At 68.1% G+C, this 26,625-nt stretch carries 21 protein-coding genes and 1 tRNA gene; 11 read left to right on the forward strand and 11 right to left on the reverse strand.

Going from position 1 to position 26,625, the window contains the following annotated elements:
* Positions 1 to 40 precede the first annotated feature (40 nt).
* From AVME950_RS01635 to AVME950_RS01645, 3 genes are all read left to right on the forward strand, one after another.
* Positions 41 to 553 carry a sigma-70 family RNA polymerase sigma factor gene (locus AVME950_RS01635; RefSeq protein WP_284401145.1) on the forward strand — a complete coding sequence of 171 codons (513 nt, stop codon included), beginning with the start codon at positions 41 to 43 and terminating at the stop codon, positions 551 to 553.
* Complete coding sequence (locus AVME950_RS01640) at positions 550 to 1,554, forward strand: FecR family protein (RefSeq protein ID WP_284428497.1); 1,005 nt, start codon at positions 550 to 552, stop codon at positions 1,552 to 1,554. Before AVME950_RS01635 ends, AVME950_RS01640 begins: the two co-directional genes overlap by 4 nt.
* Before the next feature lie 86 nt (positions 1,555 to 1,640).
* Positions 1,641 to 4,187 carry a TonB-dependent siderophore receptor gene (locus AVME950_RS01645; RefSeq protein ID WP_284428498.1) on the forward strand — a complete coding sequence of 849 codons (2,547 nt, stop codon included), beginning with the start codon at positions 1,641 to 1,643 and terminating at the stop codon, positions 4,185 to 4,187.
* Between the two features lie 66 nt (positions 4,188 to 4,253).
* On the opposite strand, the gene AVME950_RS01650 is transcribed toward AVME950_RS01645, so the two are convergent.
* Positions 4,254 to 5,360 carry an LLM class flavin-dependent oxidoreductase gene (locus AVME950_RS01650; protein ID WP_284428499.1) on the reverse strand — a complete coding sequence of 369 codons (1,107 nt, stop codon included), beginning with the start codon at positions 5,358 to 5,360 and terminating at the stop codon, positions 4,254 to 4,256.
* 209 nt (positions 5,361 to 5,569) lie between these two features.
* On the opposite strand from AVME950_RS01650, the gene AVME950_RS01655 reads away from it, so the two are divergent.
* On the forward strand, positions 5,570 to 6,238 hold the full coding sequence (locus AVME950_RS01655) for a cysteine dioxygenase family protein (RefSeq protein WP_284428500.1): 669 nt from the start codon (positions 5,570 to 5,572) through the stop codon (positions 6,236 to 6,238).
* Positions 6,239 to 6,243: 5 nt separating this feature from the next.
* The gene (locus AVME950_RS01660) at positions 6,244 to 7,848 is read left to right on the forward strand and encodes a rhodanese-related sulfurtransferase (protein ID WP_502869346.1); all 1,605 of its coding nucleotides are present in this window, start codon (positions 6,244 to 6,246) and stop codon (positions 7,846 to 7,848) included.
* A 73-nt stretch (positions 7,849 to 7,921) separates the two neighbouring features.
* Here the strand turns inward: AVME950_RS01660 and AVME950_RS01665 are convergent, their stop codons facing one another.
* Positions 7,922 to 8,356, reverse strand: coding sequence for a hypothetical protein (locus tag AVME950_RS01665; protein WP_284428502.1), 435 nt, complete (start codon positions 8,354 to 8,356; stop codon positions 7,922 to 7,924).
* A gap of 181 nt (positions 8,357 to 8,537) precedes the next feature.
* Here AVME950_RS01665 and AVME950_RS01670 point away from each other — a divergent pair, with 181 nt between their 5' ends.
* The 3 genes from AVME950_RS01670 to AVME950_RS01680 all read left to right on the forward strand — a co-directional run bounded on the left by AVME950_RS01670 (position 8,538) and on the right by AVME950_RS01680 (position 10,998).
* Positions 8,538 to 9,449 carry a pseudouridine synthase gene (locus AVME950_RS01670; RefSeq protein WP_284428503.1) on the forward strand — a complete coding sequence of 304 codons (912 nt, stop codon included), beginning with the start codon at positions 8,538 to 8,540 and terminating at the stop codon, positions 9,447 to 9,449.
* 206 nt (positions 9,450 to 9,655) lie between these two features.
* The gene (locus tag AVME950_RS01675) at positions 9,656 to 10,786 is read left to right on the forward strand and encodes an IPTL-CTERM sorting domain-containing protein (RefSeq protein ID WP_284428504.1); all 1,131 of its coding nucleotides are present in this window, start codon (positions 9,656 to 9,658) and stop codon (positions 10,784 to 10,786) included.
* A 138-nt stretch (positions 10,787 to 10,924) separates the two neighbouring features.
* Positions 10,925 to 10,998 (forward strand) — tRNA-Gly (locus AVME950_RS01680).
* A 57-nt stretch (positions 10,999 to 11,055) separates the two neighbouring features.
* Here the strand turns inward: AVME950_RS01680 and AVME950_RS01685 are convergent.
* Entirely contained in the window at positions 11,056 to 11,655 is a 600-nt protein-coding gene (locus tag AVME950_RS01685; RefSeq protein WP_284428505.1) for a hypothetical protein, read from the reverse strand.
* 265 nt (positions 11,656 to 11,920) lie between these two features.
* On the opposite strand from AVME950_RS01685, the gene AVME950_RS01690 reads away from it, so the two are divergent.
* Positions 11,921 to 14,197: an AsmA family protein gene (locus AVME950_RS01690; protein WP_284429548.1), complete on the forward strand. Its 2,277-nt coding sequence runs from the start codon at positions 11,921 to 11,923 to the stop codon at positions 14,195 to 14,197.
* Between the two features lie 176 nt (positions 14,198 to 14,373).
* A complete protein-coding gene (locus AVME950_RS01695; RefSeq protein WP_284428506.1) occupies positions 14,374 to 15,570 on the forward strand; it encodes an FAD-dependent monooxygenase in 1,197 nt (398 codons plus the stop codon).
* A gap of 139 nt (positions 15,571 to 15,709) precedes the next feature.
* Here AVME950_RS01695 and AVME950_RS01700 read toward each other — a convergent pair whose 3' ends face one another.
* From AVME950_RS01700 to ppa, 4 genes are all read right to left on the reverse strand, one after another.
* Positions 15,710 to 18,949 (reverse strand): error-prone DNA polymerase, encoded by a 3,240-nt coding sequence (locus AVME950_RS01700; protein ID WP_284428507.1) that lies wholly within the window; start codon positions 18,947 to 18,949, stop codon positions 15,710 to 15,712.
* Positions 18,946 to 20,568, reverse strand: a complete 1,623-nt coding sequence (locus tag AVME950_RS01705) for a DNA polymerase Y subunit UmuC family protein (RefSeq protein ID WP_284428508.1) — start codon at positions 20,566 to 20,568, stop codon at positions 18,946 to 18,948. The genes AVME950_RS01700 and AVME950_RS01705 overlap by 4 nt, the downstream gene beginning before the upstream one ends.
* On the reverse strand, positions 20,534 to 21,481 hold the full coding sequence (imuA, locus tag AVME950_RS01710) for a translesion DNA synthesis-associated protein ImuA (RefSeq protein ID WP_284428509.1): 948 nt from the start codon (positions 21,479 to 21,481) through the stop codon (positions 20,534 to 20,536). Before imuA ends, AVME950_RS01705 begins: the two co-directional genes overlap by 35 nt.
* A 195-nt stretch (positions 21,482 to 21,676) precedes the next feature.
* On the reverse strand, positions 21,677 to 22,204 hold the full coding sequence (gene ppa, locus AVME950_RS01715) for an inorganic diphosphatase (RefSeq protein WP_272569020.1): 528 nt from the start codon (positions 22,202 to 22,204) through the stop codon (positions 21,677 to 21,679).
* Positions 22,205 to 22,462: 258 nt separating this feature from the next.
* Here ppa and AVME950_RS01720 point away from each other — a divergent pair, with 258 nt between their 5' ends.
* Positions 22,463 to 24,544: a sodium-translocating pyrophosphatase gene (locus tag AVME950_RS01720; protein WP_284412829.1), complete on the forward strand. Its 2,082-nt coding sequence runs from the start codon at positions 22,463 to 22,465 to the stop codon at positions 24,542 to 24,544.
* Positions 24,545 to 24,680: 136 nt separating this feature from the next.
* On the opposite strand, the gene AVME950_RS01725 is transcribed toward AVME950_RS01720, so the two are convergent.
* The 4 genes from AVME950_RS01725 to AVME950_RS01735 all read right to left on the reverse strand — a co-directional run bounded on the left by AVME950_RS01725 (position 24,681) and on the right by AVME950_RS01735 (position 26,489).
* The gene (locus AVME950_RS01725; protein ID WP_284428510.1) at positions 24,681 to 24,854 is read right to left on the reverse strand and encodes a hypothetical protein; all 174 of its coding nucleotides are present in this window, start codon (positions 24,852 to 24,854) and stop codon (positions 24,681 to 24,683) included.
* A 146-nt stretch (positions 24,855 to 25,000) separates the two neighbouring features.
* On the reverse strand, positions 25,001 to 25,477 hold the full coding sequence (locus tag AVME950_RS01730) for a hypothetical protein (RefSeq protein ID WP_284428511.1): 477 nt from the start codon (positions 25,475 to 25,477) through the stop codon (positions 25,001 to 25,003).
* Between the two features lie 251 nt (positions 25,478 to 25,728).
* Positions 25,729 to 25,977, reverse strand: coding sequence for an RHS repeat-associated core domain-containing protein (locus tag AVME950_RS24275; RefSeq protein WP_349817221.1), 249 nt, complete (start codon positions 25,975 to 25,977; stop codon positions 25,729 to 25,731).
* Complete coding sequence (locus tag AVME950_RS01735) at positions 25,911 to 26,489, reverse strand: hypothetical protein (RefSeq protein ID WP_284428512.1); 579 nt, start codon at positions 26,487 to 26,489, stop codon at positions 25,911 to 25,913. Before AVME950_RS01735 ends, AVME950_RS24275 begins: the two co-directional genes overlap by 67 nt.
* Positions 26,490 to 26,625 lie beyond the last annotated feature (136 nt).

Here is a 26,625-nt window from a genome sequence, read left to right on the forward strand (position 1 = left end):
GAATGGTTCGCATCCCTGCCCTCCGCCTTCGCTTTCCCACATGCCCACTTCACTGCACCCTGCGGCCGTCGCCACCGTTGACGCGATCTATCGGTCCCACCACGGTTGGCTTCTCGGTTGGTTCCAGCGGCGGCTGGGCAGCGCGTGCCAGGCGGCCGATCTTGCGCACGACACCTTCCTTCGCCTGATGGCGTCGCGCGATGTGGCGGCGCTGCGCGAACCGGGTGCTTTCCTGCGCACCCTGGCGCATGGCGTGGTGGTGAACCACTGGCGGCGGATCGACATCGAGCGTGCCTGGGCCGCGGCAGTCTCGGCTCAGCCTGAGCCGGTCACCCCGTCCCCGGAGGAGCGCGCGGTGGCGCTCGAGACACTGTGCCGCATCGACGAAATGCTCGATCGGCTCAATCCCAAGGCACGCAGCGCCTTCCTGCTATCGCAGCTCGACGGCCTGGGCTATGCCCAGATCGGCGAGCAACTCGGGGTATCGGAGCGGATGGTCAAGAAATACATGGCCCAGGCGATGCTGCAGTGTCTTTTGCTGGCAGGCGAATGACGGAGGCGGGGGAGGCGTCCCCCTCCTTCGAGGACCTGCAGCAGGCGGCAGATTGGTTCGCCGTGCTGCAGGGCGGCGCAGTCAGTGAAGAGGAACGGCAGGAATGGCAGCGCTGGCTGGACACCGGGCCCCGCCAACGTGTGGCTTGGGACCAGGTGCTGGCCGTGGCGGACGTCTTCGCCGGCGCTGCCAACCCTTTGGCGCGGCAGGTGCTGGAGCGCCGCCCTGCCGTATCGCGACAACGGCGCACCGTGCGGCGCGCGCTGCTGGTGGCGCCTGCAGCGGTCCTTGCCGGCTGGACGCTGTCGCAGTTTGGCCCCTGGCGCGGATGGGGCGCTGCCTATCGGACCGACACGGGAGAACAGCGCGCCGTCGCCTTGTCCGACGGCAGCGAACTGTGGCTCAACACGGCGACGGCCCTGGATGTCGATTACTCCGCCACGCTGCGCCGCCTTGTGCTTCATCGGGGGGAGGTGCTCATCACCTCCGGCCATGACCCTTCCAGTCCGCCAAGGCCCTTGGTGGTGGATGTGGCACCCGGAAGGCTCACGGCGCTGGGCACCCGTTTTTCCGTGCGTTACCAAGATGACGGCGGTGTCAGCGTGGATGTGTTCGAGGGCGCGGTACGCGTGGCGCCCCGAGGCCGAGGCGAGCCGGTCGTCGTCCCTGCAGGGCGCGGCGCGCTGCTGCTTCACGACCGGGTGGACCTGACGCCAGGACAGCCAGGCGCGCTACCGGACTGGCAGCGCGGCATGTTGGTGGCTGACGGGATGCGGCTGGGCGACTTCATTGCCGAGCTGCGCCGTTACCGGCGCGGTTACCTGGCCTGCGCGCCGGAGGTGGCGGATTTGCGCATCGTCGGCTCCTACCCGCTCGCGGATACCGACCGCATCCTGTCGGCCCTGCAGGCCACCTTGCCGGTGCAAGTCCGCCAGCCCATGCCCTGGTGGACCGTGGTCGAGGCCCGCGCCAGTCCGGCCGCAGGAGCTGCCGCGCGTTGATTTTTTTGGGCAGCGGGGTTCCCCTTTCGCGGGTTGGATTGGCATAGCCCATGCCGACCCAACTTTTTTCTGAACCCACCGCCACCATGCCTGCCTACCCGACCTTGCCACGCCGTCTTTCGGTTTCACCCCTGCTGCGCCCAGCGCGCCCCCGTGCGCTGCGGTTCGCCGCATTCGCGGCGGTGCCTCTCGCGGCCTGCATCGCGGCCATGCCGGTGCAGTCCCAAACCGCGGCGCCTGCCGCACGGGACTACGCCATCGCCGCCGGTCCATTGAGCACGGTGCTGAGCCAGTTCGCGGGCCAGTCCGGTATCTTGCTGTCGTCGAACGCAGCGCTCACCGAGGGCATTGCCAGCGCGGGCGTGCGCGGGCGCCTGACCGTGGACGAGGGCCTGGCCCTCGCTTTGGAAGGCACCGGCCTGCGGGCTGTGGCGGCCCCCGGCGGGATCTACACCTTGCAACGCAGCGCACCCACTGCTGCCATGCCCGAAGTGCGCGTCACAGGCCAGCGTCCGGCAGCGAGCGCTGCGACCCTGGCGCCGGTGACCGTCACCGCTGCCGCAGAGGTGGAGTCGGGCAAGGGGCCAGGCACCGGTTTCGTCGCACGCCGGGCCACTGGCGGTACCAAGACCGACACGCCGCTGATGGAAACACCCCAGTCCATCTCGGTCGTCACGCGCGGCCAGATGGAATCCCAGGGGGCCACCACGCTGGTGGAAAGCCTGCGCTACACGCCGGGGATCGTCGCGCAGTACGGAAACACCGATTTGCGTTACGACTGGTTCACCCTGCGCGGCTTCACCCCGCCGGCGCGCTACCTCGACAACCTGCGCCTTCCCTTCGGTGCGCGTGGCTATTCACAGCCCCGCATCGAACCCTGGGGACTGGAGCGCACCGAAGTCGTCAAGGGACCGTCGTCCGTTCTGTACGGGCAAGCCGCGCCAGGCGGGCTCATCAATATGGTCAGCAAGCGCCCGACCGTGGTGCCGGTGCGCGAGATCGAACTGCAGGCGGGCAGCCACGAGCGCAAGCAGGCCGCCTTCGACCTCGGCGGGGCATTGGACGCCGACGGCGTCTGGAGCTATCGGCTGGTGGGCCTGCGCCGCGAAGCCGACACCTCGTTCGATGCGGTATCGGAGAAGAAGACCTACTTCGCCCCGTCACTGACGTTTCGCCCGGCGGATGCGACCCAGGTCACCCTGCTGGGCCAGTGGCAGTCCCTCGATTCGCCCGGCGGAGGCGGGGCACCCGCCCTGCCCGCTGCGGGCACGTTGGATACCAGCAGGTATGCCGCGCTGCCGACCCGCACCTTCGTCGGCGAGCCAGGCTTCGACCGCTACCAGAATCGGCAGCGCTTCGTCGGCTACGAAGTGGAACACCGCCTTGCAAGCGACCTTACGCTGCGGCAGAACCTGCGTTACGGCAAGGTCACGGCAGAAACGCGCCGCATCCAGGCCTTCTGCCAGGGCGCCTGCAACCCCGCGGCCCTGGCACGCTATGCCTGGGCTTTTCCGGAAGCGGCGGACCTGTGGACCGTGGACACGCAGGCGCAGGCCGATTTCCGCACCGGCTCGGTGGCGCACACCGTGCTGGCCGGCATCGACTTTTCGGACGAGCGGGCGACCTATGACGAGAGCAACCTGCGTGTGCTTGCCAGGCCTTTCAACGCCTACGAGCCGGTGTACGGCACCGACAGCGGCGTGGTGCCGACGGTGGGCACCCATATTGAACAAAAGCGTCGGCAGGTGGGTGTTTATGCGCAGGACCAGATGCGGTGGCAGCGCTGGACCGGCGTGTTCGCCGGCCGATACGACCGGGCAGACACGGCGACCCGCACGCTGACCACGGCCACCGGCCGGTCGGTGGCCACGGACCAGGAAGACGGCCAATGGACCGGCCGCGCCGCGCTCATGTACACGTTGGACGGCGGCGTGGTGCCCTACATCAGCTACTCCACCTCGTTTCAGCCTGCGGCTGGCACCGACCGGCTCGGTGGGGTCTTTGATCCCACGACCGGGCGTCAGGCCGAAGTGGGCGTGAAGTACCAGCCGGAGGGATCGTCCGCCATGTTCACGGCCTCCGTTTACGAGCTGACCCAGCGCAATGTGCTCACGCCGGATCCGCTCAGCCGGTCGTTCAACGAGCAGACGGGCGAGGTGCGGGTGCGCGGACTGGAGCTGGAGGCGCGTGGCCCCCTCGCCCGGGGCCTGGACGCCATTGCCTCCTATGCCTACACCGACAGCCGCGTCACGCGCGCCAACGCCAACGCGGCCGGCACCAGCATCCAGAACAATCGGTTCGCCTTCGTGCCGCGGCAGCAGGCGGCGTTGTGGCTGGACTATGCCCTGCAAAGCGAAGACTTCGCCGGCCTGTCGGTGGGCGCGGGTGCGCGGCACACGGGCAGCAGCTATGGGGACAACGCCAACCTCTTCCTCGTCCCCAGCGTCACGCTGTTCGACGCCGCCATCCGCTGGGACCTTGGCCGGGTGCAGGCATCGCTCAAAGGCGTGCGGCTGGCACTGAATGTGGCCAACCTCACCAACAAGCGGTACGTGGCCTCGTGCATCGCATCCACGGGGTGCTACTACGGCGAGCGGCGCAGCGTCTATCTGACGGCGCGCTACAGCTGGTGATCCAGAACTGCGAGCGCGGTGGGCTGCCCTGAGCACACCGCGCTCGGAGACGCGGACACGACGGAATCAGGCCACCTTCAACGCCGCCCGATTGGCATTCACCCGATCCCGCTCGGCCACCTTGGCCCGCACCAGCGGCAACAGTTCGCGGCCGTACTCGATCGCATCCACCAGGGGGTCGAAGCCCCGGATCAGGAACGTGGTGATCCCTAAGTCGTAATACTTGAGCAGCGCGTCGGCCACCTGCTCGGGCGTGCCCACGAGCGAGGTGGAGTTGGACCGACCGCCGGTTTCGCGCGCGATGGCCGTCCACAGCCGCTCGTCCACGCGGTCGCCCTTGGCCGCATCGGCCAGCAGGCGCTGCGCACCCTCGCTCTGCTGCGGGCCGGTGCCGCGCGCGTGGCCCTGGGGCACTCCCAGGCGGCGGGTGGTTTCCAGGATCTGGTCCGCGCGGGCCCAGGCCTCTTCCTCGGTACGGCCCAGGATGGGGCGGAACGAGATGCTGAACTCGATGTGCCGGCCATGCTGCGCGGCCTCCGCGCGCACCTGGCGCACCAGGTCACCGGCCTGGGCGAGCGACTCGCCCCAAAGCGCATACACGTCGGCATGCTTGCCGGCCACCTTCAGCGCGGGCGCGGAGGCGCCGCCGAAGTAGATGGGTACATAGGGCGCCTGCAGCGGCTTGACCTCGGACGCAGCGCCTTTCACCTGGTAGTAGGTGCCGTGGTGGTCGAAGGGGCGGTCCTCGGTCCACACGCGCCGCAGCAGCGTGAGGTATTCGTCGGTGCGGGCATAGCGCTCGTCGTGGCCCAGGAAATCGCCGTCGCGCTGCTGGTCGGCATCGGAGCCACCCGAGATGTAGTGCACCGCCACGCGGCCGCCGGTGTAGTGGTCCAGCGTGGCCAGCTGGCGCGCGGCCAGGGTCGGGGCCACGAAGCCGGGGCGGTGTGCCAGCAGGAAGGCGATTTTCTGCGTGGCCGAGGCGGCGTAGGCCACGGTCAGCAGCGTGTCGGGGCTGGTGCCGCTGGCCGGCACCAGGATGCGGTCGAAGCCCGCGTGCTCATGCGCCTGGGCAAAGGCCCGCACGTACGCCGGGTCCACGGCCGGGCCCTTGCGGGCGATGGTTTCTGACACCTCGTGCGGCTGGATCATGCCGATGAACTGGACACCCATGGAGACTCCTTGAAGGAACGTGAGACAGACAGCGAGCCACCGATGATGGGCATCGCGCCCACCCGCGCCAACGAAGAAAAACGCCTGTGGTCATTCGGTTTCTGCAAGGGGGCGCCGTCGGTCCGGGGCGCTGGGGGAAAGAAGAAAAACATGCATGCATATGAAAAACCCGCTTCCCTTGCCGGCGGCCGGGCTGGTGCAATGGCGGCATGCCAACCGCCCCCTCGCCAACCGCCCCCGTGAACAACCCGCCCAACACGGCCCGCCTGCGCCACTTCGTGCAGCAGATCGCCGCCCTGCTGGAGCCCCGCCCGGCAGAGCCCGACCTCCTCGCGCGCGGGAGCGCCCTGCTGGCCGACCTGGTCTCGCACGACGACTGGCTGCCGCCGGAATATGCCCAGCCCGATCCCGAGCGCTACCAGCAATACCTGCTGCATGCCGATGCGCTCGGGCGCTTTTCGGTGGTGAGCTTCGTGTGGGGGCCGGGCCAGGCCACGCCCATCCACGACCACACGGTGTGGGGCCTGGTGGGCATGCTGCGCGGCGCGGAGCTGTCGCAGGCCTACGGGCAGGACGGCGATGGCCGGTGGCAGCCCCGTGGCGCCCCGCACCGGCTGCAGCCGGGCGACACCGAGGCCGTCTCGCCCACCATCGGCGACGTGCACCGCGTGAGCAACGCGCTGGCCGGCGAGACATCGATCAGCATCCACGTGTACGGCGCCAACATCGGGGCCGTGCAGCGGTCGGTGTACCGCGAGGACGGTTCCGTGCGCCCTTTCGTCTCCGGCTACAGCAACGCCACCCTGCCCAACCTCTGGAACCAGCCGCTCGCCGGCCCGGCCTCCCACACCGCTCCCTCCGCCTGCGCCGCCCCATGAGTGCCATGACCGATACCACCGCCTTTGCCACCACCCGCCCCCAACAGGTCCGCCAGGCCCTGCTCGACCAGCAGGAGATCGCACTGCTCGACGTGCGCGAAGAGGCCCCGTTCGCCGAAGGCCACCCGCTGTTCGCCGCCAACCTGCCCGCCGGGCGGATCGAGCTGGACGCCTGGACCCGCATTCCTCGCAGGACCACGCCCATCGTGGTGTACGACCACGGCGAAGGCCTGGCCGAGCCTGCGGCGCGCACCCTGCGCGCGCTGGGCTACACCGACGTGTCGCTCCTGGAAGGCGGCCTGCAGGGCTGGAAGGAGGCCGGGGGCGAGGTCTTCATCGACGTGAACGTGCCCAGCAAGGCCTTCGGCGAACTGGTGGAGAGCGAACGCCACACGCCATCGCTGCCGGCCGAGGAGGTGCAGGCGCTTCTGCAGGCCAAGGCCGACGTGGTGGTGCTGGATGCGCGCCGCTTCGACGAATACCAAACTATGAACATCCCGGGCGGCATCAGCGTGCCCGGTGCGGAGCTGGTGCTGCGCGCCCAGGCGCTTGCGCCCGATCCGGCCACGCGCATCATCGTGAACTGCGCCGGGCGCACGCGCAGCATCATCGGCACGCAGTCGCTGGTGAACGCGGGCCTGCCCAACCCCGTGGCCGCGCTGCGCAACGGCACCATCGGCTGGCTGCTGGCCGGCCAGACGCTGGAGCATGGCGCCGACCGCCGCTTCCTGCCGGTGCCGCCGGAGCAGCGCGCCGCTGCCGCCGCCCGCGCCCGTGCGGTGGCGGACCGCGCCCGCGTGCGCCGGGCCGGCCCGGCCGATCTGACCCGCTTCGCCGCCGAAGCCGGCCGCACCACCTACCGCTTCGACGTGCGCACGCCCGAGGAGTACGAGGCCGGGCACCTGCCCGGCTTTCGCAGCGCACCGGGCGGCCAGCTCGTACAGGAAACCGACCATGCGGCGCCCGTGCGCGGCGCCCGCATCGTGCTGGCCGACGACGATGGCACGCGAGCGAACATGACCGCGTCCTGGCTGGCCCAGATGGGCTGGGACGTATGGGTGCTCGACGGCGCCGATCCTGCCGCCGCGCTGGAGACGGGCCAGCCCCCGCCGCTCGCGCCCGAGCCGCACGGGCCGCTGACCTGGGTCGCGCCACGTCAGCTCGCGCGCTGGCTGCGGGAAGAGCCCGAAGGGCACACAGCCGTTCTGGATTTCACCGCCAGCGCCCAATACGTTCGGCGCCACATCCCCGGTGCCTGGTTCGTCCTGCGGTCCCAGTTGGCGCAGGCACTGGAACACGTGCCGCCCGCCAGCCGCTATGTGCTGACCTGCGGCACCAGCGCCCTCGCCCGCCATGCCGCCGAAGCTGTCGCCCGGCTGACCGGCGCGCCCACGGCCGTGCTGCAAGGCGGCACGCTGGCATGGATCGAAGAAAACCTGCCCCTGGAGCATGGCGAGACGCGCCTGGCCTCCCCGCGCATCGACCGCTACCGCCGCCCCTACGAAGGCACCGACGCCCCGCGCGAAGCCATGCAGGGCTATCTGGACTGGGAGTTCGGGCTGGTGGAGCAACTGGCGCGCGACGGCACGCACGGCTTTGCGGTCGCCTGAATGTTTTGCTATTTAATTAATAGCAAGATAGGCAAGAAACCCTAGGGCATCGGGCCCAAAAGGCTTCAGGCTTTCAGCCTTGAGTTCTGCCGCCGCCTGCGGCGCCAATGCAGGGCCTCAACACCGCCTCGAAATCGTTCATCGCCTGCGCCGCACCCAGGTCGGCGAGATAGGCGCCACCGGCCTTGAGGGCCAGCGTGGCCTCGCCGGCCCCGGGCGGGCGTTCGATGCGCACGCGAAAGCCGCTGCGGTTCCACTCCGGAAAGTGGCCCGACTCCAGCAGGCCCTGTGCATCGTCCCTGCGCGTGATCCCCGGCCACGCACTGCCGGTCTCGGACATGCGCGCCAGGCCAGCCGCGGCACAGTCGAACAGGCGCGGGGTGGGCAGGTCGGCGGGCACGGCCAGAACCCGCGATGCGCTCGGCGGATAGCCGGCCGCGCCGGTCAGCGCGCAGCCCGACAGCACGCAGGCCAGGCCGGCCGCCACGCCAATGGCGGGCCATCGCATCCTGCAACGGAGTGGCGTCGCGCTGTCTGGCATGGCAGTTCCTTCGGGTGAGAGATTTCGGGCCCCTAATGGACCATGCCGGGCCATTCCAGCCAACCCCCCTTCGGTGGGGGCGCCACGAAATCGGCATGGCGCGGCAGCACCGGGCCCAGGCGGAGCGGCTCACTACAATCGGCCCGCCATGCACAACCGCCACGATCCCCGCGTCCTGCCCATGCGCGACGGGGTGAGCCCCAGTTGCGTGGCGCTGCCCTCGACTGGCGTGGGCAGCCTGCTGGACTTTCTCGTGGAGCGCTTGCCCGCCGTAGGCCGCGAAGGCTGGCTGCAGCGCATGGCCGCGCGCGAAGTGGTCGACGAGTTCGGCGTGCCGGCCACGGCCGAGCGGCCCTTCGCCCCCGGCATCCGGCTGTACTACTACCGGGCGCTGGAGCAGGAAACCGCCATTCCCTTCGAGGAAGCCGTGCTCTACCGGGACGACCACCTCCTCGTGGCCGACAAGCCGCATTTCCTGCCCGTGGTGCCCACGGGCCGCTACCTGCAGCACACGCTGCTGGTGCGGCTCAAGCGCCGCCTGAACCTGCCCGACCTCGCGCCCGTGCACCGCATCGACCGCGACACGGCCGGGCTGGTGCTGTTTTCGGTGCAGCGCGAAACGCGCGGCGCCTACCAGGCCCTGTTCCGCGACCGCCGCATCGCCAAGACCTATGAAGCCGTGGCGCCGTGGCGCGACGACCTGGCCTTTCCCCGCGAGCACGCCAGCCGCATGGAGGAAAGCCCCCAGTTCTTTCGCATGCAGGAAGTGCCAGGAGAGCCCAACACGCTCACGCGCATCGAGGTGCTGCAGGTGGCCGGCGCCTGGGCCCGCTACCGCATGTCGCCCGTGACGGGCAAGCGCCACCAGTTGCGCGTGCACATGGCGGCGCTGGGGCTGCCGCTGCGCGGCGACGCTTTCTATCCTGTGGTCAACGATCCGCCCGAAGGCGACTTTTCGCAGCCGCTGCAGTTGTTGGCGCGGTCGCTGGTGTTCGACGACCCGGTCACCGGAGTGCCCCGGCGTTTCGACAGCGAGCGGGAATTGGGCGCCTTGGAATGACCCCCATGCGGCCCGGTACCCCGGGCGGGTGACCCGCAACGGGCTGCATCTGCACGGCAAACCGCGCCCCGGGGCTGCTTCGCACGGCTGTGGCGAGCCGGCCCATGGCGCATGGGTTCGGAAAGAAATGGGGCTGTTGCTATCAATGCCACTGCAGATATATTCCACAACTATCCATTGGTGACCGATGAAGAGGAGATGCGGAAATGGCCTGGACACAGAAACCATGGCGGATGCTGGCATCGATCGGCCTCATCGTGGCCGCTTTTTCGGCTTCGGCCGCGGACAACGCGCTGCACTTCGATGGCGCGAACGACCAGGTCGCGATGCCCGTTCCCGCGGCACTGGCTGCAGCCAACAGTTTCTCGACCACGGTGTGGATCAAGCCCGATTCGCTGCCGACGGCCGCCCGGGTGTTCTTCGCCCAGACGGACACGTCCAACTTCGTCACGCTGCTGATGTCCACCTCTGGCGCAATCCTGGGCTATGTCGTCAATGGTGGCGCCACGGTGTCGACGAGATCCACCGACGCGGTCACGGCAGGCGCCTGGAATCACGTTGCCATGACCTGGGATGCTTCGACAAGCACCGTCGCCCTCTACATCAATGGCGTCTTGCAGCCCAGCATGCCCGGTGGGGCCAGTTCCACCGGCACGAATGGGTTGATGACGATCGGTTCGCGGACCGACGGAGCGCAGTCTTTCCCCGGATCGATGGATCGCTTCGATCTTTTCAACCGGGTCCTGACCGCCTCCGAGGTCACCACGGCCAAAGCCGGCTGCCAGGCCCCGGCGGGTGCGTCGAATTCATATGCTTTCGACCAAGGCAATGCAGGAGGCAACAATGCCGGGCAGACCAGCCTGCCCGATGGGGCCGGGGGCAATGACGGCACGCTGCAGAACTTCGCACTCACCGGGACCGCCTCCAATTGGGTGGCATCGGATGTCACCAGCCAGTGCAGCTATGCCGTCGGTGGAACGGTTTCGGGGCTGACGGGAACGGGCCTCGTTCTACAAATCAACGGCGGCGGCAACGCGTCGATTTCAGCGAACGGAGCATTCTCGCTGTCGGCCGTGCCTTACGGCGCGACCTATGCAGTGTCCGTGCTGAACCAGCCCACATCGCCAGCGCAGAGTTGCACCGTGACGAACGGCAGCGGCACGGTGTCGGGCCCCGTCAGCAACGTCGCTGTCGTCTGCACTGCCGTGGCGGTGCCACCCGTGGCTGCGGCTGCGGCCATCCCAACGCTCAGCGAGTGGGGGCGATACCTTCTGACGGCGTTGATGGCAGCGTTCGCACTGTTCATGCATCGGCGGCGAAGCCGTGCCAATCGCTGAGGGCTGGGCAATCGAGCGAGGCACCGCGTGCATGGCATCTTTGCCACGTCGTGCGGGAACCAGCCCGACGAGCCTTATATAATCCGGCGCGCCACAGCGAAAGGCATTGCCAGTCAATGCCCCAGCCTCTGGCGCCATGCGGGTGTAGTTCAATGGTAGAACGGCAGCTTCCCAAGCTTCATACGAGGGTTCGATTCCCTTCACCCGCTCCAATCGATGCCTGATCCACAGATGCCGATGCGTCTCTGGGTCGCTGCAAAAGGGGCTTTTCAGCCCCTTTTCCTATGGCCTGGCCGGAACGGATTTCGCTGACGAGAGTCGTCTTGCGGGGGCTTTTTCGCATCGGCAGTGGAGCCGCTGGGATGCTCCTCGAGGGGCGGCAGCCGGGTCGACAGGTCCGAAGCTGACGTTCGGGCCGATTTCAAGTACGCCGCGCGCCGCAGCAGCTCCTGCAGTAGCTGCTGGATTTCTTCCGAGCCCTGCCGTGAGGGACCTGGGCGCAGTTTTTTCAGGTCATATCGCTCACGCCGCTGCGCCTTGATTTCGGCGTGAGAGCGAGTGTCCTGCGGAGGGTTGGGCAGCAATGCGAAGTTGATCACGTCCAGCATGGCCTCCAAAGGGTACTTGTCATGCTGCATCGCCTTCAGCTTGGCCAGTTCCTCGCGGGATTGGCGGCTTTCCAGGTCCATGGATTGGCTACGCCGAGTGCTGCGGCGCGCAAGCAGCGAACTCAGGGCATCCGGAATACGCATGGAACTCGATCGGCCCACGGTGCGTCCCTGCGGCTCGGCCGTTTCGGAGGATGAAGCTTCTCCGGCAGAGACGGTTTTTGGAGTCAGCGAGCGACTCAGTTTTTTCAAATAATCCACGCACATCTTCTCATGCAGGCATGGTTGCAATTGCGTTCAGGAGCGCGCGGCCAGCACCCGAAACGATGCCCTGCCGACCGAAACCGCTTGGCGCGGCAGCGCATCGCTCAACGCCATCGGGTCCGTTCGACAGTCTTTGATGCACGTCATTCCGCCCCGTGCAACAGCATGGTCTCCCCTGTAGGACAACGGCGGCAAAGCGGCATGGCAGCGGGGGGAAGCCGCAAGCGCGGGCTAGCATGGCCCCAAGAAAACGCCCATGACCATGCCCCCTGAGACTTCGCCTTCCTCCCCTGCGCCCGCCCCTGCATCGCCCACGCCCTCCCGGAGGCGGCGGTCGCGGCTGCCGCTTGCCGCAGTGGCGGGGCTGCTCGTTGTGCTGCTGCTGTTGCTGGCCTTCGTGGCGTGGTTCGACTGGAATCGGGCCAAGCCCTGGATCAACCAGCAGGTCAGCGAGGCCACCGGCCGTCGCTTTGCCATCGAGGGCGATCTGAGGGCCCACTGGCAGTGGCCGCAGCCCGTGGAAACCGGCTGGCGCCGCTGGGTTCCAGGTGTCACGGTGCAGGCGGACCGGCTGGTGATGGACAACCGGGCGGACTTCGGGCACTTCGGCGCCCTGGATGTGCAGACGGACGATGCATCCACCGCCACCGTGAAGGCGCGTGCCGAGAAGGCCGCCGCATCGGCCACGCCTGCGGTGTCGGCTGCATCGGCGGCTTCCGTGCCGGCCGCGCCGGACAGCACGGCCTCGGTGCCCGCGTCCGGCCAGCCCATGGCCACACTGGGCAGCGTCAGTGCTTCGCTTCGGCTCCTGCCGCTGCTGTCGCGCCATGTGGCCATCGACACGCTGGTACTCACCGTGCCTGACGTGGCGCTGGCCCGCAAGGCCGACGGCAGCAACAACTGGACCTTCGACCGCCCCGCCAAGGACGGCGGGCCGGCGAAGCCCAATCCCTGGAGCGTGAGCGTGGGACGGCTCGTGGTGCGCGATGGCCAGTTGGCCTATGCCGATGCCGTGAAAGACCTGGCTTTCACCGCCAAGCTCGGAACCATCGATACACCCGCCGGGCAGGCGCCCGGCCCGTACGGCGTGCGCTTCGAGGTGCGGGGCCGCTACGCCAAGGCCCGCATCCAGGGCCGGGGCGAAGGCGGGCACGTCATGGACCTGCGCGAAAAGGTCGTGGATTACCCGCTGCGGTTCAAGGCGAAGGCCGGCACGGTGGAAGCCGAGGTGGAAGGCATCCTGTCCAACCCGGCCGCGCTGTCGGGCATGGACCTGAAGGTGATGCTCAAGGCCGAGAGCATGGCCGACCTGTATGACCTGACCGGCCTGGTGCTGCCGAACACGCCGCCGTTTCGCACGCGCGGCCGGCTGGTGGGCAGCCTGGAGCCGGACAACGCGGTGTGGGAGTACCGCGATTTCGACGGCACCGTGGGCGACAGCGATCTGCATGGCAGTCTGACTTACACGTCGGCCAAGCCCCGCCCCCGCCTCAAGGGCACGATGACCTCCAAGAAGCTGCGTCTTGCCGACCTGGGGCCCGTGCTGGGCGCACCGACGGGCGAAGGCAAGGCGGAAAAAGGCACCTCCAAACGCCCCGGCAAGGTGCTGCCCGACGTGGCATTCGCCACCGACCGCTGGAACGCGATGGACCTGGACCTGACCTTCAGTGGCCAGCAGATCGTGCGCGACGAGAGCCTGCCGATCGAAAACCTGCGCGTGCATGCGGTGCTGGACAACGCCCTGCTCACCCTCTCGCCCCTGCAGTTCGGTGTGGCGCAGGGCAAGATCGATTCCACCGTGGTGCTGGACAGCCGCACGAAGCCGCTCAAGGCCCAGTTGCGCGGCAGCGTGGAAGGGCTGCGGCTGTCGGGCCTGTTTCCCAAGGTCGAACTGATGGAAAAGAGCTTCGGCCGGCTCGATGGTGCCGTGGCCCTGAACGGCAGTGGCCAGTCGGTGGCCAGCATGCTGGGCAGCGCCAGCGGCGAAACCCGCCTGTACATCCGCGATGGCCGTTTCAGCAAGCAGATGCTGGACCTGGCCGCGCTCAACGTGGGGAGCGTGGTGGTGGCCAAGCTCTTCGGCGACGACAAGGAAGTGCAGTTGCGCTGCGCCGTGGCCGACTTCGCGGTGAAGGACGGCATCGCGCAGACCCGCTCGGTGAAGCTGAGCACCAACGAGGCCACGGTGGAAGCCACCGGCACGGCCGACCTGGGCCGCGAGCACCTCGACCTGCGCATCAAGCCCGAATCGCTGCAGTGGAAGTTCTTCTCCCTGCGCACGCCGCTGTACGTGAAGGGCCCGTTCGCCGATCCCAAGGTGGGTCTGGAAGCCGGCCCGCTGCTGCTGCGCGCGGGCGCCGCCGTGGCGGCCGCCGTGGTCGCGCCGGTGGCGCTGGCGCTGGCCCCCATCACGGTGCCTGCAGCGGACGACGACGAGAACTGCGCCGTGCTGCTGGCCCGCGCCGGGGACAGGGTGCAGGGCGGTGCCGCAGGGGCAGCCCCAAAACCGCCAGCCTCCACGCCAGCCAAGGCGCGCTGAGACGTGCAAAGGCGCGCTCAAGTGCGTTGAAGCGCTCCAAGGCGGGCATGATTGCTATATTTTTAATAGCATAACCCCCTAGATCAATATGCGCCGAAGCCATTTTTGACCCGCATCCCATAGGCGCGCTTTCCCTGCGCACAGCGGTCTCGAGAAACCCATCTGGAAAGAACCCCATGCCACGGCACATCCTGATCACCGGCGCGAGCGTCGCCGGCAACACCGCCGCCTGGGCCCTGGCCCGGTCCGGCTGCAAAGTCACCGTGGTCGAACGGGCGCCGGAGTTCCGTGACGGCGGGCAGAACATCGACGTGCGCGGTGCAGGCCGCGAGGTGCTGCGCCGGATGGGACTGGAGCAGGCAGCGCTGGACCAGGGCACGGGCGAGGAAGGCACGGCCTGGATCGACGAGGATGGCCGTGCCGTCGCCGAGTTCAAGACCGAAGAACTGTCCAGCGACGGGCCCACCGCCGAGATGGAAATCCTGCGCGGCGACCTCGCCCGGCTGCTGTACGACGCGGCGCGCAAGCGGGCCGATTACCGGTTCGGAGACCATGTGGCGGCCATCGAAGACGATGGCACGGCGGCGACCGTGCGCTTCGCGGGCGGGCAGCAGGAGCGCTTCGATGCGGTGGTCGTCGCCGAGGGCGTGGGTTCGACCACGCGCGAACGGGTGTTTTCCGGCGAAAACGAACCGCGCTGGATGGACCTGACGCTCGCCTACTTCACCATCGCCCGTGCACCGGACGACGACCGGATGTGGCGCTGGTATCACACCACCGGCGGTCGAAGCGTCTCGCTGCGGCCCGACCGGCACGGCACCACGCGCGCCATGCTGACGATCCAGCGCCCCACGGAGGGCGAGCAGGACTGGGACATGGACAGGCAAAAGCGCTTTCTGCGCGAACAGTTTGCCGATGCCGGATGGCAGGCCCCGCGCGTGCTGGCGGGCATGGAGACGGCCAGCGATTTCTACTTCGACGCGTTGCGTCAGGTGCGCCTTGCGCGGTGGCACCGTGGGCGTGTGGTGCTGACGGGCGACGCCGCCTGGTGCGCCACCCCGCTGGCAGGCATCGGCACGACGCTGGCCCTCACGGGCGCCTATGTGCTGGCCGGTGAAATCGCACGGGCTGGCGATGGAGGCAGGCTCGAAGAGGCTTTTGCCGCCTATGAAAAAGCCATGCGGCCGATGGTTGAACAGGGCCAGAACGTGCCCAAGATCGGTCCCCGCCTGATGAACCCCCACAGCCGGCTGGGCATTCACCTGCTGCACGGCGCGCTGCATCTGGCCAGCCTGCCAGGAGTGCGCGATGCGTTCGCGAAGCTGATGAACCGCCAGCTCGACGAGCCGGACCTGTCGCGCTACCCTGCATGAGAGAGATCGACGCGGTGGTGCCTGAAAGGGGCGCCTGCTGGCATCGGCACACCGCGAAGCAGCAGCAATAGCGAGGCAGTAGCGAGGCAGGCCGAGGCGCTGCACCGACGCACCGTTCCCCGGGAACCTCGCCCACGCCTCAATGGAAATCGCGGCTGCCGTCCAGCGCCTGGGCCAGGCGGCCGAGCAAGGGGGTCATGTCCTTGCAGCGCTGGGCGACCAGGTGCCGCACCGCGCCCTGCCCTGGCGGCGTTCCCGGCGGGTTCGGACTGGACTGCCACAGGCCTTCCACCGCCAGCAGGCGCGAGCGCAGCAGCGCATTGCGCCAGGTCTCCACGAGCGACGGCCAGACGATGACGTTGACCGGCCCGGTCTCGTCTTCCAGCGTGATGAACATGGTGCCGTTGGCCGATCCGGGCCGCTGGCGCACGGTGACGATGCCGCAGGCACGCACGCGGCGGCCGTTGGGCATGTCGCGCAGCGCCAGGGCGGTCAACAGCCGCCAGCGCTCCAGCCGGCCGCGCAGCAGCGCCAGCGGATGGCGGCGCAGCGTGAGGCCCGTGGCCGCGTAGTCGAACAGGATCTCCTCGCCTTCGGGCGCCTCGGGCAGGGCCAGGGGTGCCTCGTTCACCGCCGCGTCCTGCAGCAAGGCCGGCGCGCGCCATTGTGCCGCCGCGTCCCAGGCCTGCTGGCGCCGGTGGCCCGACAGGGAGCGCAGCGCATCGGCTGCGGCCAATGCCTGCAGCGCGGGGCGGTCCAGCCGGGCGCGCAGGGCCAGGTCTTCGGTGCCGGCGAACGCCTGGACCGCGCGCGCCGCGACCAGCCGCTCGGCCGCGCCCTTCGCCAGCCCGGCCACCAGCCGCAGGCCCATGCGCACAGCCGGCTGCGAGTCGGCCACGCCACGCACGGGCTGGGGCTCGCCCTCCAGGGTCGCGTCCCAGTCGCTGTGCACCGCATCGATGGGCAGCACGCGCACGCCGTGGCGCACGGCGTCCTGCACCAGTTGTGAGGGCGTGTAGAAACCCATGGGCTGCGAGTTGAGCAGCGCCGCCAGAAAGCATGCGGGCTCGTGGCACTTGAACCAGCTGCTCGCATAAGCCAGCATGGCGAAGCTGTAGGCATGGCTCTCCGGGAAGCCGTATTCGCCGAACCCTTTGATCTGCTGAAAAATGCGCCGGGCAAAATCTTCGCGATAGCCGTTGGCAGCCATGCCTTCCATGAACGGCTGTTCGAAATGGTGGACGCCACCGGTGCGCTTCCATGCGGCCATGGAGCGGCGCAGCTCATCGGCCATGCCAGGCGTGAAGCGGGCAGCGATCATGGCGATCTGCATGACCTGCTCCTGGAAGATGGGAACGCCCAGCGTGCGCTCCAGGGCCTCTGTCAACTCTTTGTGCTCCAGTTCCAGCGGCTCGCCGCGCAACCGCCGCTCCCGGGCCTGCAGGTACGGGTGCACCATGCCGCCCTGGATCGGCCCCGGCCGTACGATGGCCACCTCGACCACCAGGTCATACAGCTCGCGCGGGCGCAGTCGCGGCAGCATGCTCATCTGCGCCCGGCTTTCGATCTGGAACACGCCCACGGTGTCGGCCGCGCAGATCATGTCGTAGGTGGTGCCGTCCTCGCGCGGGATGCCGGCCAGGTCCCAGTGCTCGCCGCGCAGCAGGGCGCGCAGGTCCAGGGCGCGGCGCAGCGCGCTCAGCATGCCCAGGGCGAGCACGTCCACCTTCATGAGGTGCATGTCGTCCAGGTCGTCCTTGTCCCACTGGATGATGGATCGGCCATCCATGCTGGCGGGCTCCACGGGCACCAGCCGCGTGAGCTTGCCCTCGGTGAGCACGAAACCGCCGACGTGCTGGCTCAGGTGGCGCGGAAAGCCCTTCAGATCGCGCGCCAGCTTGAGCCACAGTTCGGCGATGTGCGGCGCCAGCGGCTCGTCCACGGCCTCGGCCAGTTCCTGCAGGCGTTCGGTGGCGATGGCCTCGTCGAACCAGTGGTGGTCCTTGGCGAAGGCATCGATGAGCGCGGGCGCCACGCCCAGGGCCTTGCCCACGTCGCGCAGCGCGCTGCGCGTGCGGTAGCTGATGACCACGGCCGCGATGGCCGCCCGCTCGCGGCCGTACTTGTCGTAGATGTACTGGATGACCTCTTCGCGCCGGTCGTGCTCGAAGTCCACGTCGATGTCGGGCGGCTCGTCGCGCTCCTTGCTGATGAAGCGCTCGAACAGCAGCCGCGTCTTGGTCGGATCGACCGCCGTGACCCCGAGGCAAAAGCACACCGCCGAATTGGCGGCGGAGCCCCGCCCCTGGCACAGGATGCCCCGGCTGCGGGCGTAGCGCACGATGTCGTGCACGGTGAGGAAGTACATCTCGTAGCGGCAGTGCGCGATGAGGTCGAGCTCCTTGGCGATCTGCGTGCGCACGGTCTCCGGCACGCCCATCGGGTAGCGGCTCTGGGCGCCCTGCTCGGTGTACCAGGCCAGGGCTTCGCCCGGGGTCATGCCGGGCGGCACGGTTTCCTTCGGGTAACGGTAGCGGATCTCGTCGAGGCTGAAGGTGCAGCGCGCCGCCACGGCGAGCGTGGCCGCCAGCAGCGCAGGCGGGTAGATGGCGGCCAGCCGCATGCGCGCGCGCAGGTGCCGCTCGGCGTTGGGCTGCAGCGCGAAGCCGCATTCGGCCACGGGCCGCCCCAGGCGCACGGCGGTGACCACGTCCTGCAGGCGCTTGCGGCCGCGCACGTGCATGTGCACGTCGCCCGCCGCCACCAGCGGCAGGCCGAGCGTCTGCCCTACCTGCTCCAGCGTGGTCAGCCACAGGCTGTCGTCGGGGGCCAAAGGTTGCTCCACGGACAGCCAGGGGGCGATGCCCCATGGGCTCAATTGGGCCAATGCCCTAGAAAAACATGCCTCGATAGCTATCAAATCAGTAGCACCCAGGCGGTCGCGGCGCGGCGCCAGCAGCACCTCGCAGCCGCGCAGCAGCGCGAAGTCGGTGCCGGCGTGCAGGCGGTATTCGCCCTTGGGGGCTGCTTGGCGCGCGGCGGTGATGAACTCGCACAGGTTGCCCCAGCCCTCGGCGTCGCGCGCCAGCGCCACCAGGCGCAGATCGCCCCAGGCGAACTCGCTGCCCACGATAAGTTTCAGGCCGAGCCGCTTGGCCACGGTGTGCGCCCGCACCACGCCGGCCACCGAGCATTCGTCGGTGATCGCCAGCGCCGCGTAGCCCAGCTCCGCCGCGCGCTGCACCAGTTCGGCGGGGTGCGAGGCGCCGCGCTGGAAGCTGAAGTTGGTGAGGCAATGCAGCTCGGCATAGTCCGGCAGGGCATGCGTGGGCCGGGTCGGTGGTCCACCCGGGGATGGGAAGGCGGTGGCGCCGCTCATCCGAACACCCCGTGCAGGAACCACTCGTGCCGGCCTGCCTCGCGCGTCCCCGCCCATTGCCGAAAGATCCACACCGTGCCCACGGTGTCGTTGTGGGCCACGAAATAGTCGCGCCGCTCCAGGTGCTGCGAGGCGTCCCACCAACCGCCATCGAAGCGGTGGGGACCGGCCAGCAGGCGCAGCGGGCCGTGCCACAGCGGGCGGCTGCCCTGCAGGGCCAGGCGCTGGGGCGGGCGCAGCAGCCAGCCGGGCCACAGCGCGGCATCGGCGGCCACGGCGGCGGGCCGGGAATCGCGGTGGCTGGCAGTGCTGGCGCTGCTGCCAGCACTCCCTGCGCCGCCATCGCGGCGGGCCGACCCCGTGGCACGGCCATCGTCCGCCCTGCCCGCCCCCGCCGTGGTCGCGGCCCCCCCTCCAGAGCGTGCCCGGGGGGAGCGCATGCCGGCGGGCCCCGGCACCGGTGCGGCCTGGCCCGCGGCCGGCTCCCAGCGCAGCATGCATTCCGGCCGGTGATCCGCCTGCAGCACGGCCACCTGCACCTGCTGCGCGCCGAGCCGGGCCGAGACCCGCTCCACCCACTGGTGCCAGGGCTCGCCCTGCGCGCGCCGTGCGTCTTCGGGGCTGGGCGGCAGCAGGCTGGCGCTGGCCTCGGCCCAGGGACGGGTGTCGGTGCCGCTCAGGGTGATCTGGTTCACCGGCGCGGCCAGGCGCTGGCGGCCCAGGTGCTCGGCGAGCAGGCGGCGCAGATGGGCCAGGTCCTGCGTAGGCTCGGCCGTGCGCACCGTCAGGCTTTGCTGGGCTGGCACGTCCACGCCGTCGATGCGGCGCAGGTCGTGGCGCCAGGCCAGCTCCAGCGCCAGCACGCCCTGCTGGCGCGCCTGCAGCCAGCCGTGCAGCACCCCGAGCAGCCGGTTGGCGGACCACAGCAAGGTGCCGGCCGATTCGGCCAGCGCGGGCAGCTCGGCCGACAGCGAAAAGCGCTCGGGCAGCTCGATCCAGGGCAAGGGATGGGGCACGTCGCCAAAGGCCTGGTCCAGCGCCCGCAGCGCATCGGCCCCGAACCGGCGCGCCACGCCCGCCCGCGGCAAGGCCCGCAGCGCGCCCAGCGTGCGGCAGCCCATGCGCTCCAGGCTGGCGGCGTGCGGGCGCAGGGCCGCCAGGGTGCGCAGGGGCAGGTCGTGCGGCAACCGGCGCGGCGGGCGATGCGGAGGGTCGGCCTCGGCCAGCCGCAGCAGGGCCAGGGCTTCGAAGGCCGTGGCGCCTTGGGCCAGTGCCGGGTCGCCGCCGGAGGGCTGCGGCAGGCGGCGGGCGGCGGCCTTGTCCTTTTCTGGTCCTGGTCCTGGCCCTTGCCTTGGCCGTCCGGACGCTGGGGTCTCCTGCGCTTCGGCAGGCCCTGCCAGCTCGCCCTGCCCGCTGAAGGCCGGGTGGTGCTGCCGGATCAGCGAAAGCAGCCGGGCCCGGCCGCCCCAGAGGCGCTCGGTGCTGGCCACCTCCAGCAGCAGGGCTTCGTCGAGCAGCGCCACCCGAGGCGTGAAGCGCAGCGCCCACCAGCCCGCCGAGGCGGCCGGCGCGCCGGGCGGCAGTTCATCCAGCGACGAAGGCACGGCGATCCAGTGCATGGACCCGCTCCTGATGGACCGCCACCCCCTGTGGCGCGCCAGGCCGCTGTGCAGCCGGCACGGAGGCATCGCCCGGAAACCGGCGCGCCTTCAACGCCCGCATCGCCGCCAGCACGGCGGACAGCGCGGACGCATGCGCGCAGACCGGCACCGGCTGCATCAACGGCGGCCCGCGCCGCTTGAGAACATGCACCTGAAGCACGCCGGGCGCCCTGCCCCCGTCCGGCCATCCCGGGACTTGCGCCGGAGCCGGCAGCCCCGGCGCGTGCCCCAGCGCTGGCGAACCTTCTGCCCCCTGAATCCCCTGGATTGCTGGAACGCCCTGCACCACCCACAGCCGCAGCGGCGCGGGCGAGGCTTGCTGGCGAAGGTCCTGCGGGCGGAACACCCAGAGCAGCGCCGCCTGCTGGGCCGCGGCCAGCTGCAGGCGGCGCAGCGCTTCGGGCGGCGCCTGGGGCAGCCAGGCCAACACGGCCAGCACGTCGCGGCAGCGCAGGGCCTGCTCGCTGGCCCAGGCGGCCGACTGGTCGTGCCGCGAAGGCAGGGGGCGCACGCGGCACAGCCGGTCGGCCGGCAGGCCCGCGGCCTGCAGCGCGGGAGCGAAGGGCTCGGCGGGCGGTGCCACCAGCACCACCTGCCCGCCCCGCTGCGCCACCGCCCGGGCGAGCGCCGGCAGCACCAGAGGCCACTCGGCCCCGCCCTGCGGCGGCTGCAGCACCTCGGTCATGGCCCCCAGGGGCCATCCCCCACCGGGCAGCGCCGCATCCAGCAGCGCATGGCCGGAAGGCTGCACGCGCCCGTTCTGCGCCGTGAGCGCATCGCCCTGCCACACGCCGGGCAGTTCCAGGCGGGCAGCGCTTTCCCTGCGGGCGGCGGCGTCCGGCGGGAGGGAGGCAAGGGCAAGGCGGGACATGGGGTGGGCATCGAAGACTGTTTAAATATACAGTATTCAAATCCGTTGCGGCCCAGCGCCATCCGCAGATACCGCCCCATGAAAAAAGCCTGCGGGCACGCAGGCCGGCAGGCTTTGGCAGGTTCGGCCCCGGGCGCCAGGGCGGCGGCCGGAATTGAGGAACCTGGGGAAAAGGAGCTAAAGGGAAGCGCCCTCTCACTTCTTGTAGTTGGCCAGGCCTTCCACGATTTCCTGGTGGGCGGCCTCGATGCCTTCCCAGCCCAGCACCTTGACCCACTTGCCTTCTTCCAGGTCCTTGTAGTGCTCGAAGAAGTGGCTGATGGCCTTCAGGCGCATCGGGTTCACGTCGTCCACGGTCTTCCAGTTTTCGTACATCTTGAGGACCTTGGTGGTGGGCACGGCCAGCACCTTGCCATCGACGCCCGCTTCGTCTTCCATCTTCAGGATGCCGAGCGCGCGGCAGGGCACGACCACGCCGGGCAGCAGCGGATAGGGGGTGATCACCAGCACGTCCACCGGGTCGCCGTCGCCGCTCAGCGTTTGCGGCACGTAGCCGTAGTTGGAGGGGTAGTACATGGCCGTGGTCATGAAACGGTCCACGAAGATGGCGCCCGATTCCTTGTCCACCTCGTACTTGATGGGGTCCGAGTCCATGGGGATTTCGATGACCACATTGAAGGTTTCAGGGGTGTTCTTGCCAGGGGTGACGTTGTTGAGGGACATGGATCTCTGAAGGTTGAGGAGGTGATGGGCTCCGGCGGCCGCGGGGCCAGCCCGCACCGGGCCGGGGGTGGTGCGATTTTAGGCGCACGCCCGGCCGCGCTTGCCCGCGCGGGCCCTTGGCAGTAAATTGGCTGCGTTGGCCAATCGTCTCCGCCTGCTCGCGCGCAGGCCCCGGGGCACGAGGAAGCAACGCAGCGGAAGCACCACCGATGCGTTGTGTTTCCTTTCCGTGCAATCGACACCCCAAGGAGAAAGAGCATGGCGAACCCGGCAGCGTTGAACCCTCCCCTGATACTGGCCCTGATCTGCGGATTGATCGCGGTGGCCTACGGCCTATGGGCCCGCCGCTGGATCCTTTCCAAGGACCCGGGCAACCCCCGCATGCAGGAGATCGCCGGCGCCATCCAGGCCGGCGCGGCCGCCTACCTGGCGCGCCAGTACCGCACCATCGCCATCGTGGGCGTGGTGCTGGCCGTGCTCATCGGCCTGTTCCTCGATGCCATGACGGCCGGGGGCTTCGTGGCCGGCGCGGTGCTGTCGGGCGCCTGCGGCTTCATCGGCATGAACGTGTCGGTGCGCGCCAACGTGCGCACCGCCCAGGCCGCCACGCAGGGCATGGGCCCGGCGCTGGACGTGGCCTTTCGCGGCGGCGCCATCACCGGCATGCTGGTGGTGGGCCTGGGGCTTTTGGGCGTGACCGGCTTTTGCTGGCTGCTGGTGGGACGCGGGCAGTTCACGCCCACGGCCGATCTGGCGGCGCTGCTCAACCCGCTGATCGGCTTTGCCTTCGGCTCCTCGCTGATCTCGATCTTCGCGCGGCTGGGCGGCGGCATCTTCACCAAGGGCGCGGACGTGGGGGCCGACCTGGTGGGCAAGGTGGAGGCCGGCATTCCCGAGGACGACCCGCGCAACCCCGCCGTGATCGCCGACAACGTGGGCGACAACGTGGGCGACTGCGCCGGCATGGCCGCCGACCTGTTCGAGACCTACGCCGTCACGCTGATCGCCACCATGGTGCTGGGCGCCCTCATGGTGACGGCCGCGCCGGTGGCCGCGGTGACCTACCCGCTGGCGCTGGGTGCGGTGTCCATCCTCGCGTCCATCGTGGGCTGCTTTTTCGTCAAGGCCTCGCCCGGCATGAAGAACGTGATGCCGGCGCTGTACAAGGGCCTGGCGATCGCGGGCGTGATCTCGCTGGTGGCCTTCTGGTTCGTCACCGCCTGGCTGGTGCCGGACAACGCCATCGCGGCCAGCGGCAGCCAGATGCGGCTCTTCGGCGCCTGCGCGACGGGCCTGGTGCTCACGGCCGCGCTGGTGTGGATCACCGAGTTCTACACCGGCACGCAGTATTCGCCCGTGCAGCACATCGCACAGGCCTCCACCACAGGGCACGGCACCAACATCATCGCGGGGCTGGGCGTGTCGATGCGCTCGACCGCCTGGCCGGTGCTGTGCGTGTGCCTGGCCATCCTGGTGTCGTATGCGCTCGCGGGCCTGTACGGAGTGGCGGTGGCGGCCACGGCCATGCTCAGCATGGCGGGCATCGTCGTGGCGCTGGATGCCTACGGCCCCATCACCGACAACGCCGGCGGCATCGCCGAGATGGCCGAAATGCCCGCCAGCGTGCGCGAGATCACCGACCCGCTGGACGCCGTGGGCAACACCACCAAGGCCGTCACCAAGGGCTACGCCATCGGCTCGGCGGGGCTGGCGGCGCTGGTGCTGTTCGCCGACTACACGCACAAGCTCTCGGCCTATGGCCAGGCCATCCGCTTCGACCTGTCGGACCCGATGGTGATCGTGGGCCTGTTCATCGGCGGGCTCATCCCCTACCTGTTCGGCGCCATGGCGATGGAGGCCGTGGGCCGCGCGGCGGGCGCGGTGGTGGTCGAGGTGCGCCGCCAATTCCAGACCATCCCCGGCATCATGGACGGCACGGGCAAGCCCGAGTATGGCAAGGCCGTGGACATGCTGACCACCGCCGCCATCAAGGAGATGGTGGTCCCCAGCCTGCTGCCGGTGGTGGTGCCCATCGCCGTGGGCCTGCTGCTGGGACCGAAGGCGCTGGGCGGGCTGCTGATGGGCACCATCGTGACCGGCCTGTTCGTGGCGATCAGCATGTGCACCGGCGGCGGCGCCTGGGACAACGCCAAGAAATACATCGAGGACGGCCACCACGGCGGCAAGGGCAGCGAGGCGCACAAGGCCGCCGTCACCGGCGACACCGTGGGCGACCCCTACAAGGACACGGCCGGCCCGGCGGTGAACCCGCTCATCAAGATCATCAACATCGTGGCGCTGCTGATCGTGCCGCTGGTGGTGCGGTTTCACGGGGGGTGAGCCCGCCCCGGCACGGGCAGCGGCCTGGAGCCCAGCGGCTTGGGGCCTATTGCCCGTTCACCAGCAGGCGCGTCGCCTCCGACGTCTTGACGCCGTTGGCATTGGCCGTGCGCACGACCAGACCCTTGTACCGGCCCTAGGCGACCAGCCAGGTGTAGCTGACGTTGGCCGTCGTCGCGCCGCCGGCCAGCCCAATGCTTTTTCGAATCCGCAGGCCGTTGTTGTCGTAGGTGTAGCTGGTGGAATCCTGCGCATTGGTTACAGAATCCGCCGGCCTTTCAATGTAGCGATGTATTGGTACGACGCTCAAACTTGCAAATTCGGAGGTTTTGAGAGGTTCCGGGAAGAATAGTCACCGGACTATTGCGGAGAGGGCTTTAGCTCTATCGATTTCCTTGGAGAAATTTGCTGGGAAACAGATACTGCTAAAACCATACCTTGCAAATCATGCGCCCATCAACCCGAAGAACTCCGATTTAGATCAAGGGCTTGGAATTTTTTCAGAGCGGACTGCTTATTTTGTAGCAATTCATTCTGATAATCCGACCCACAAAGATTGGGCTTGGCTTCAACTGGATGCACGACGCAACTCCACTTCACTTTACCCTGATCAAGGGTCGGTTCTTGCAACACAACCACTGCGTACTTGGTGCTTTGAATCACGATCGCCCCATCTGCTGTCACCCAACCGAAGTCGAATTTCATCGGGGCCAAACCGCGAGGCGGTGGCAACTGCAATACGCCCGCCTGAGGTACAGGCTTTCCAGGGTTTGCAATCAATGACTTGGCAATTTCAATCTTCAATCGTGCAGTGTGAGCGACGATAAGACTGACATACTTTTTGGGAGTAACTTCATCTACGTGACCGCATGCCACCAGCACAAAGCCAATGCATACCAATGCAAATCGTTGAATTAGCGAGAGCATGAACACCCCACATCACCGTTGTTAAGCGCCTTACGAAATTGCCCCTGCAACTGAGGCGTTATTATGGTTGTGGCTTTCTCGTCAAGCTGACGATGACGGTATCCCAAAGGATTACCCATTCGAAATTGATTACTTAAAAAGAAATTTCCAGCATTTTGATTGACATGCAGCATTTCGTGAGCGAGTGTTTGCAAGAAATCGCTTCGGATAAACTCATCTACTAATGTGTTTTTATCGCCGTAATTTCTTGAGTTTAACTAGATGTTATTGAACCAGTCAGTTTTCCCTGTTCCATCTTCACCCATGTTCGTCATCGTGATTGAGTTGGCGAGCTTACGAAATTCTTCAGGATTGGCACATCTAAGCGTTGCCACCGCTTTTCTGATTTCCTCATCAGTAGCCAATCCCAACCTGTCGGTGTGGGAGAGCGGATTGCCGCCTACATAGCTGTACGTGTTCCACCCACCTGCAAGACCAATCGGATCACTCTGCGCATATCTCCCCACCCTGGAACGTAATCCCGATTCCAATTCTGGTGAATCCCCGACTCCACGTTATAGTACTGACCTGGAAAGCGCAGATTGAATACAAAGTCCGCCTGACCCGCAGGACTGCTCTCGGCTGCCGTGGTGCCGAACGGCTCGCTCATCCAACGCCAGCGCACCGTATTGGCACGATCAACCACCACCCGCGGAGTATTCAAATGGTCTGCATGGATGTAGTAGACCTGTGGCGCATTCGAAGCCGCATTGGCGCCATACGCGGAATCCGGAGTGAAGACCGCCAATGGCATGTCTCCCAGCCAGACGATTTCCCGGATCGGATTGCCTGACGCGTCGTATTCGCCCAGTAGATGGCCTTCGGCGTCGTACACAAAAATCGTTGTACCACCGGCCAGCCCCGTGCTTTTTCGCACCCGCAGGCCGTTGTTGTCGTAGGTGTAGCTGGTGGAGCCCTGCGCATTGGTTACCGAATCCGCCGGCCTTTCAATGTAGCGATGTATTGGTACGACGCTCAAACTTGCAAATTCGGAGGTTTTGAGAGGTTCCGGGAAGAATAGTCACCGGACTATTGCGGAGAGGGCTTTGGCTCTATCGATTTCCTTGGAGAAATTTGCTGGAAAACAGATACTGCTAAAACCATACCTTGCAAAT

Origin of the sequence: Acidovorax sp. SUPP950 (assembly GCF_030158935.1) — a bacterium.
GTDB lineage: Bacteria > Pseudomonadota > Gammaproteobacteria > Burkholderiales > Burkholderiaceae_C > Paracidovorax.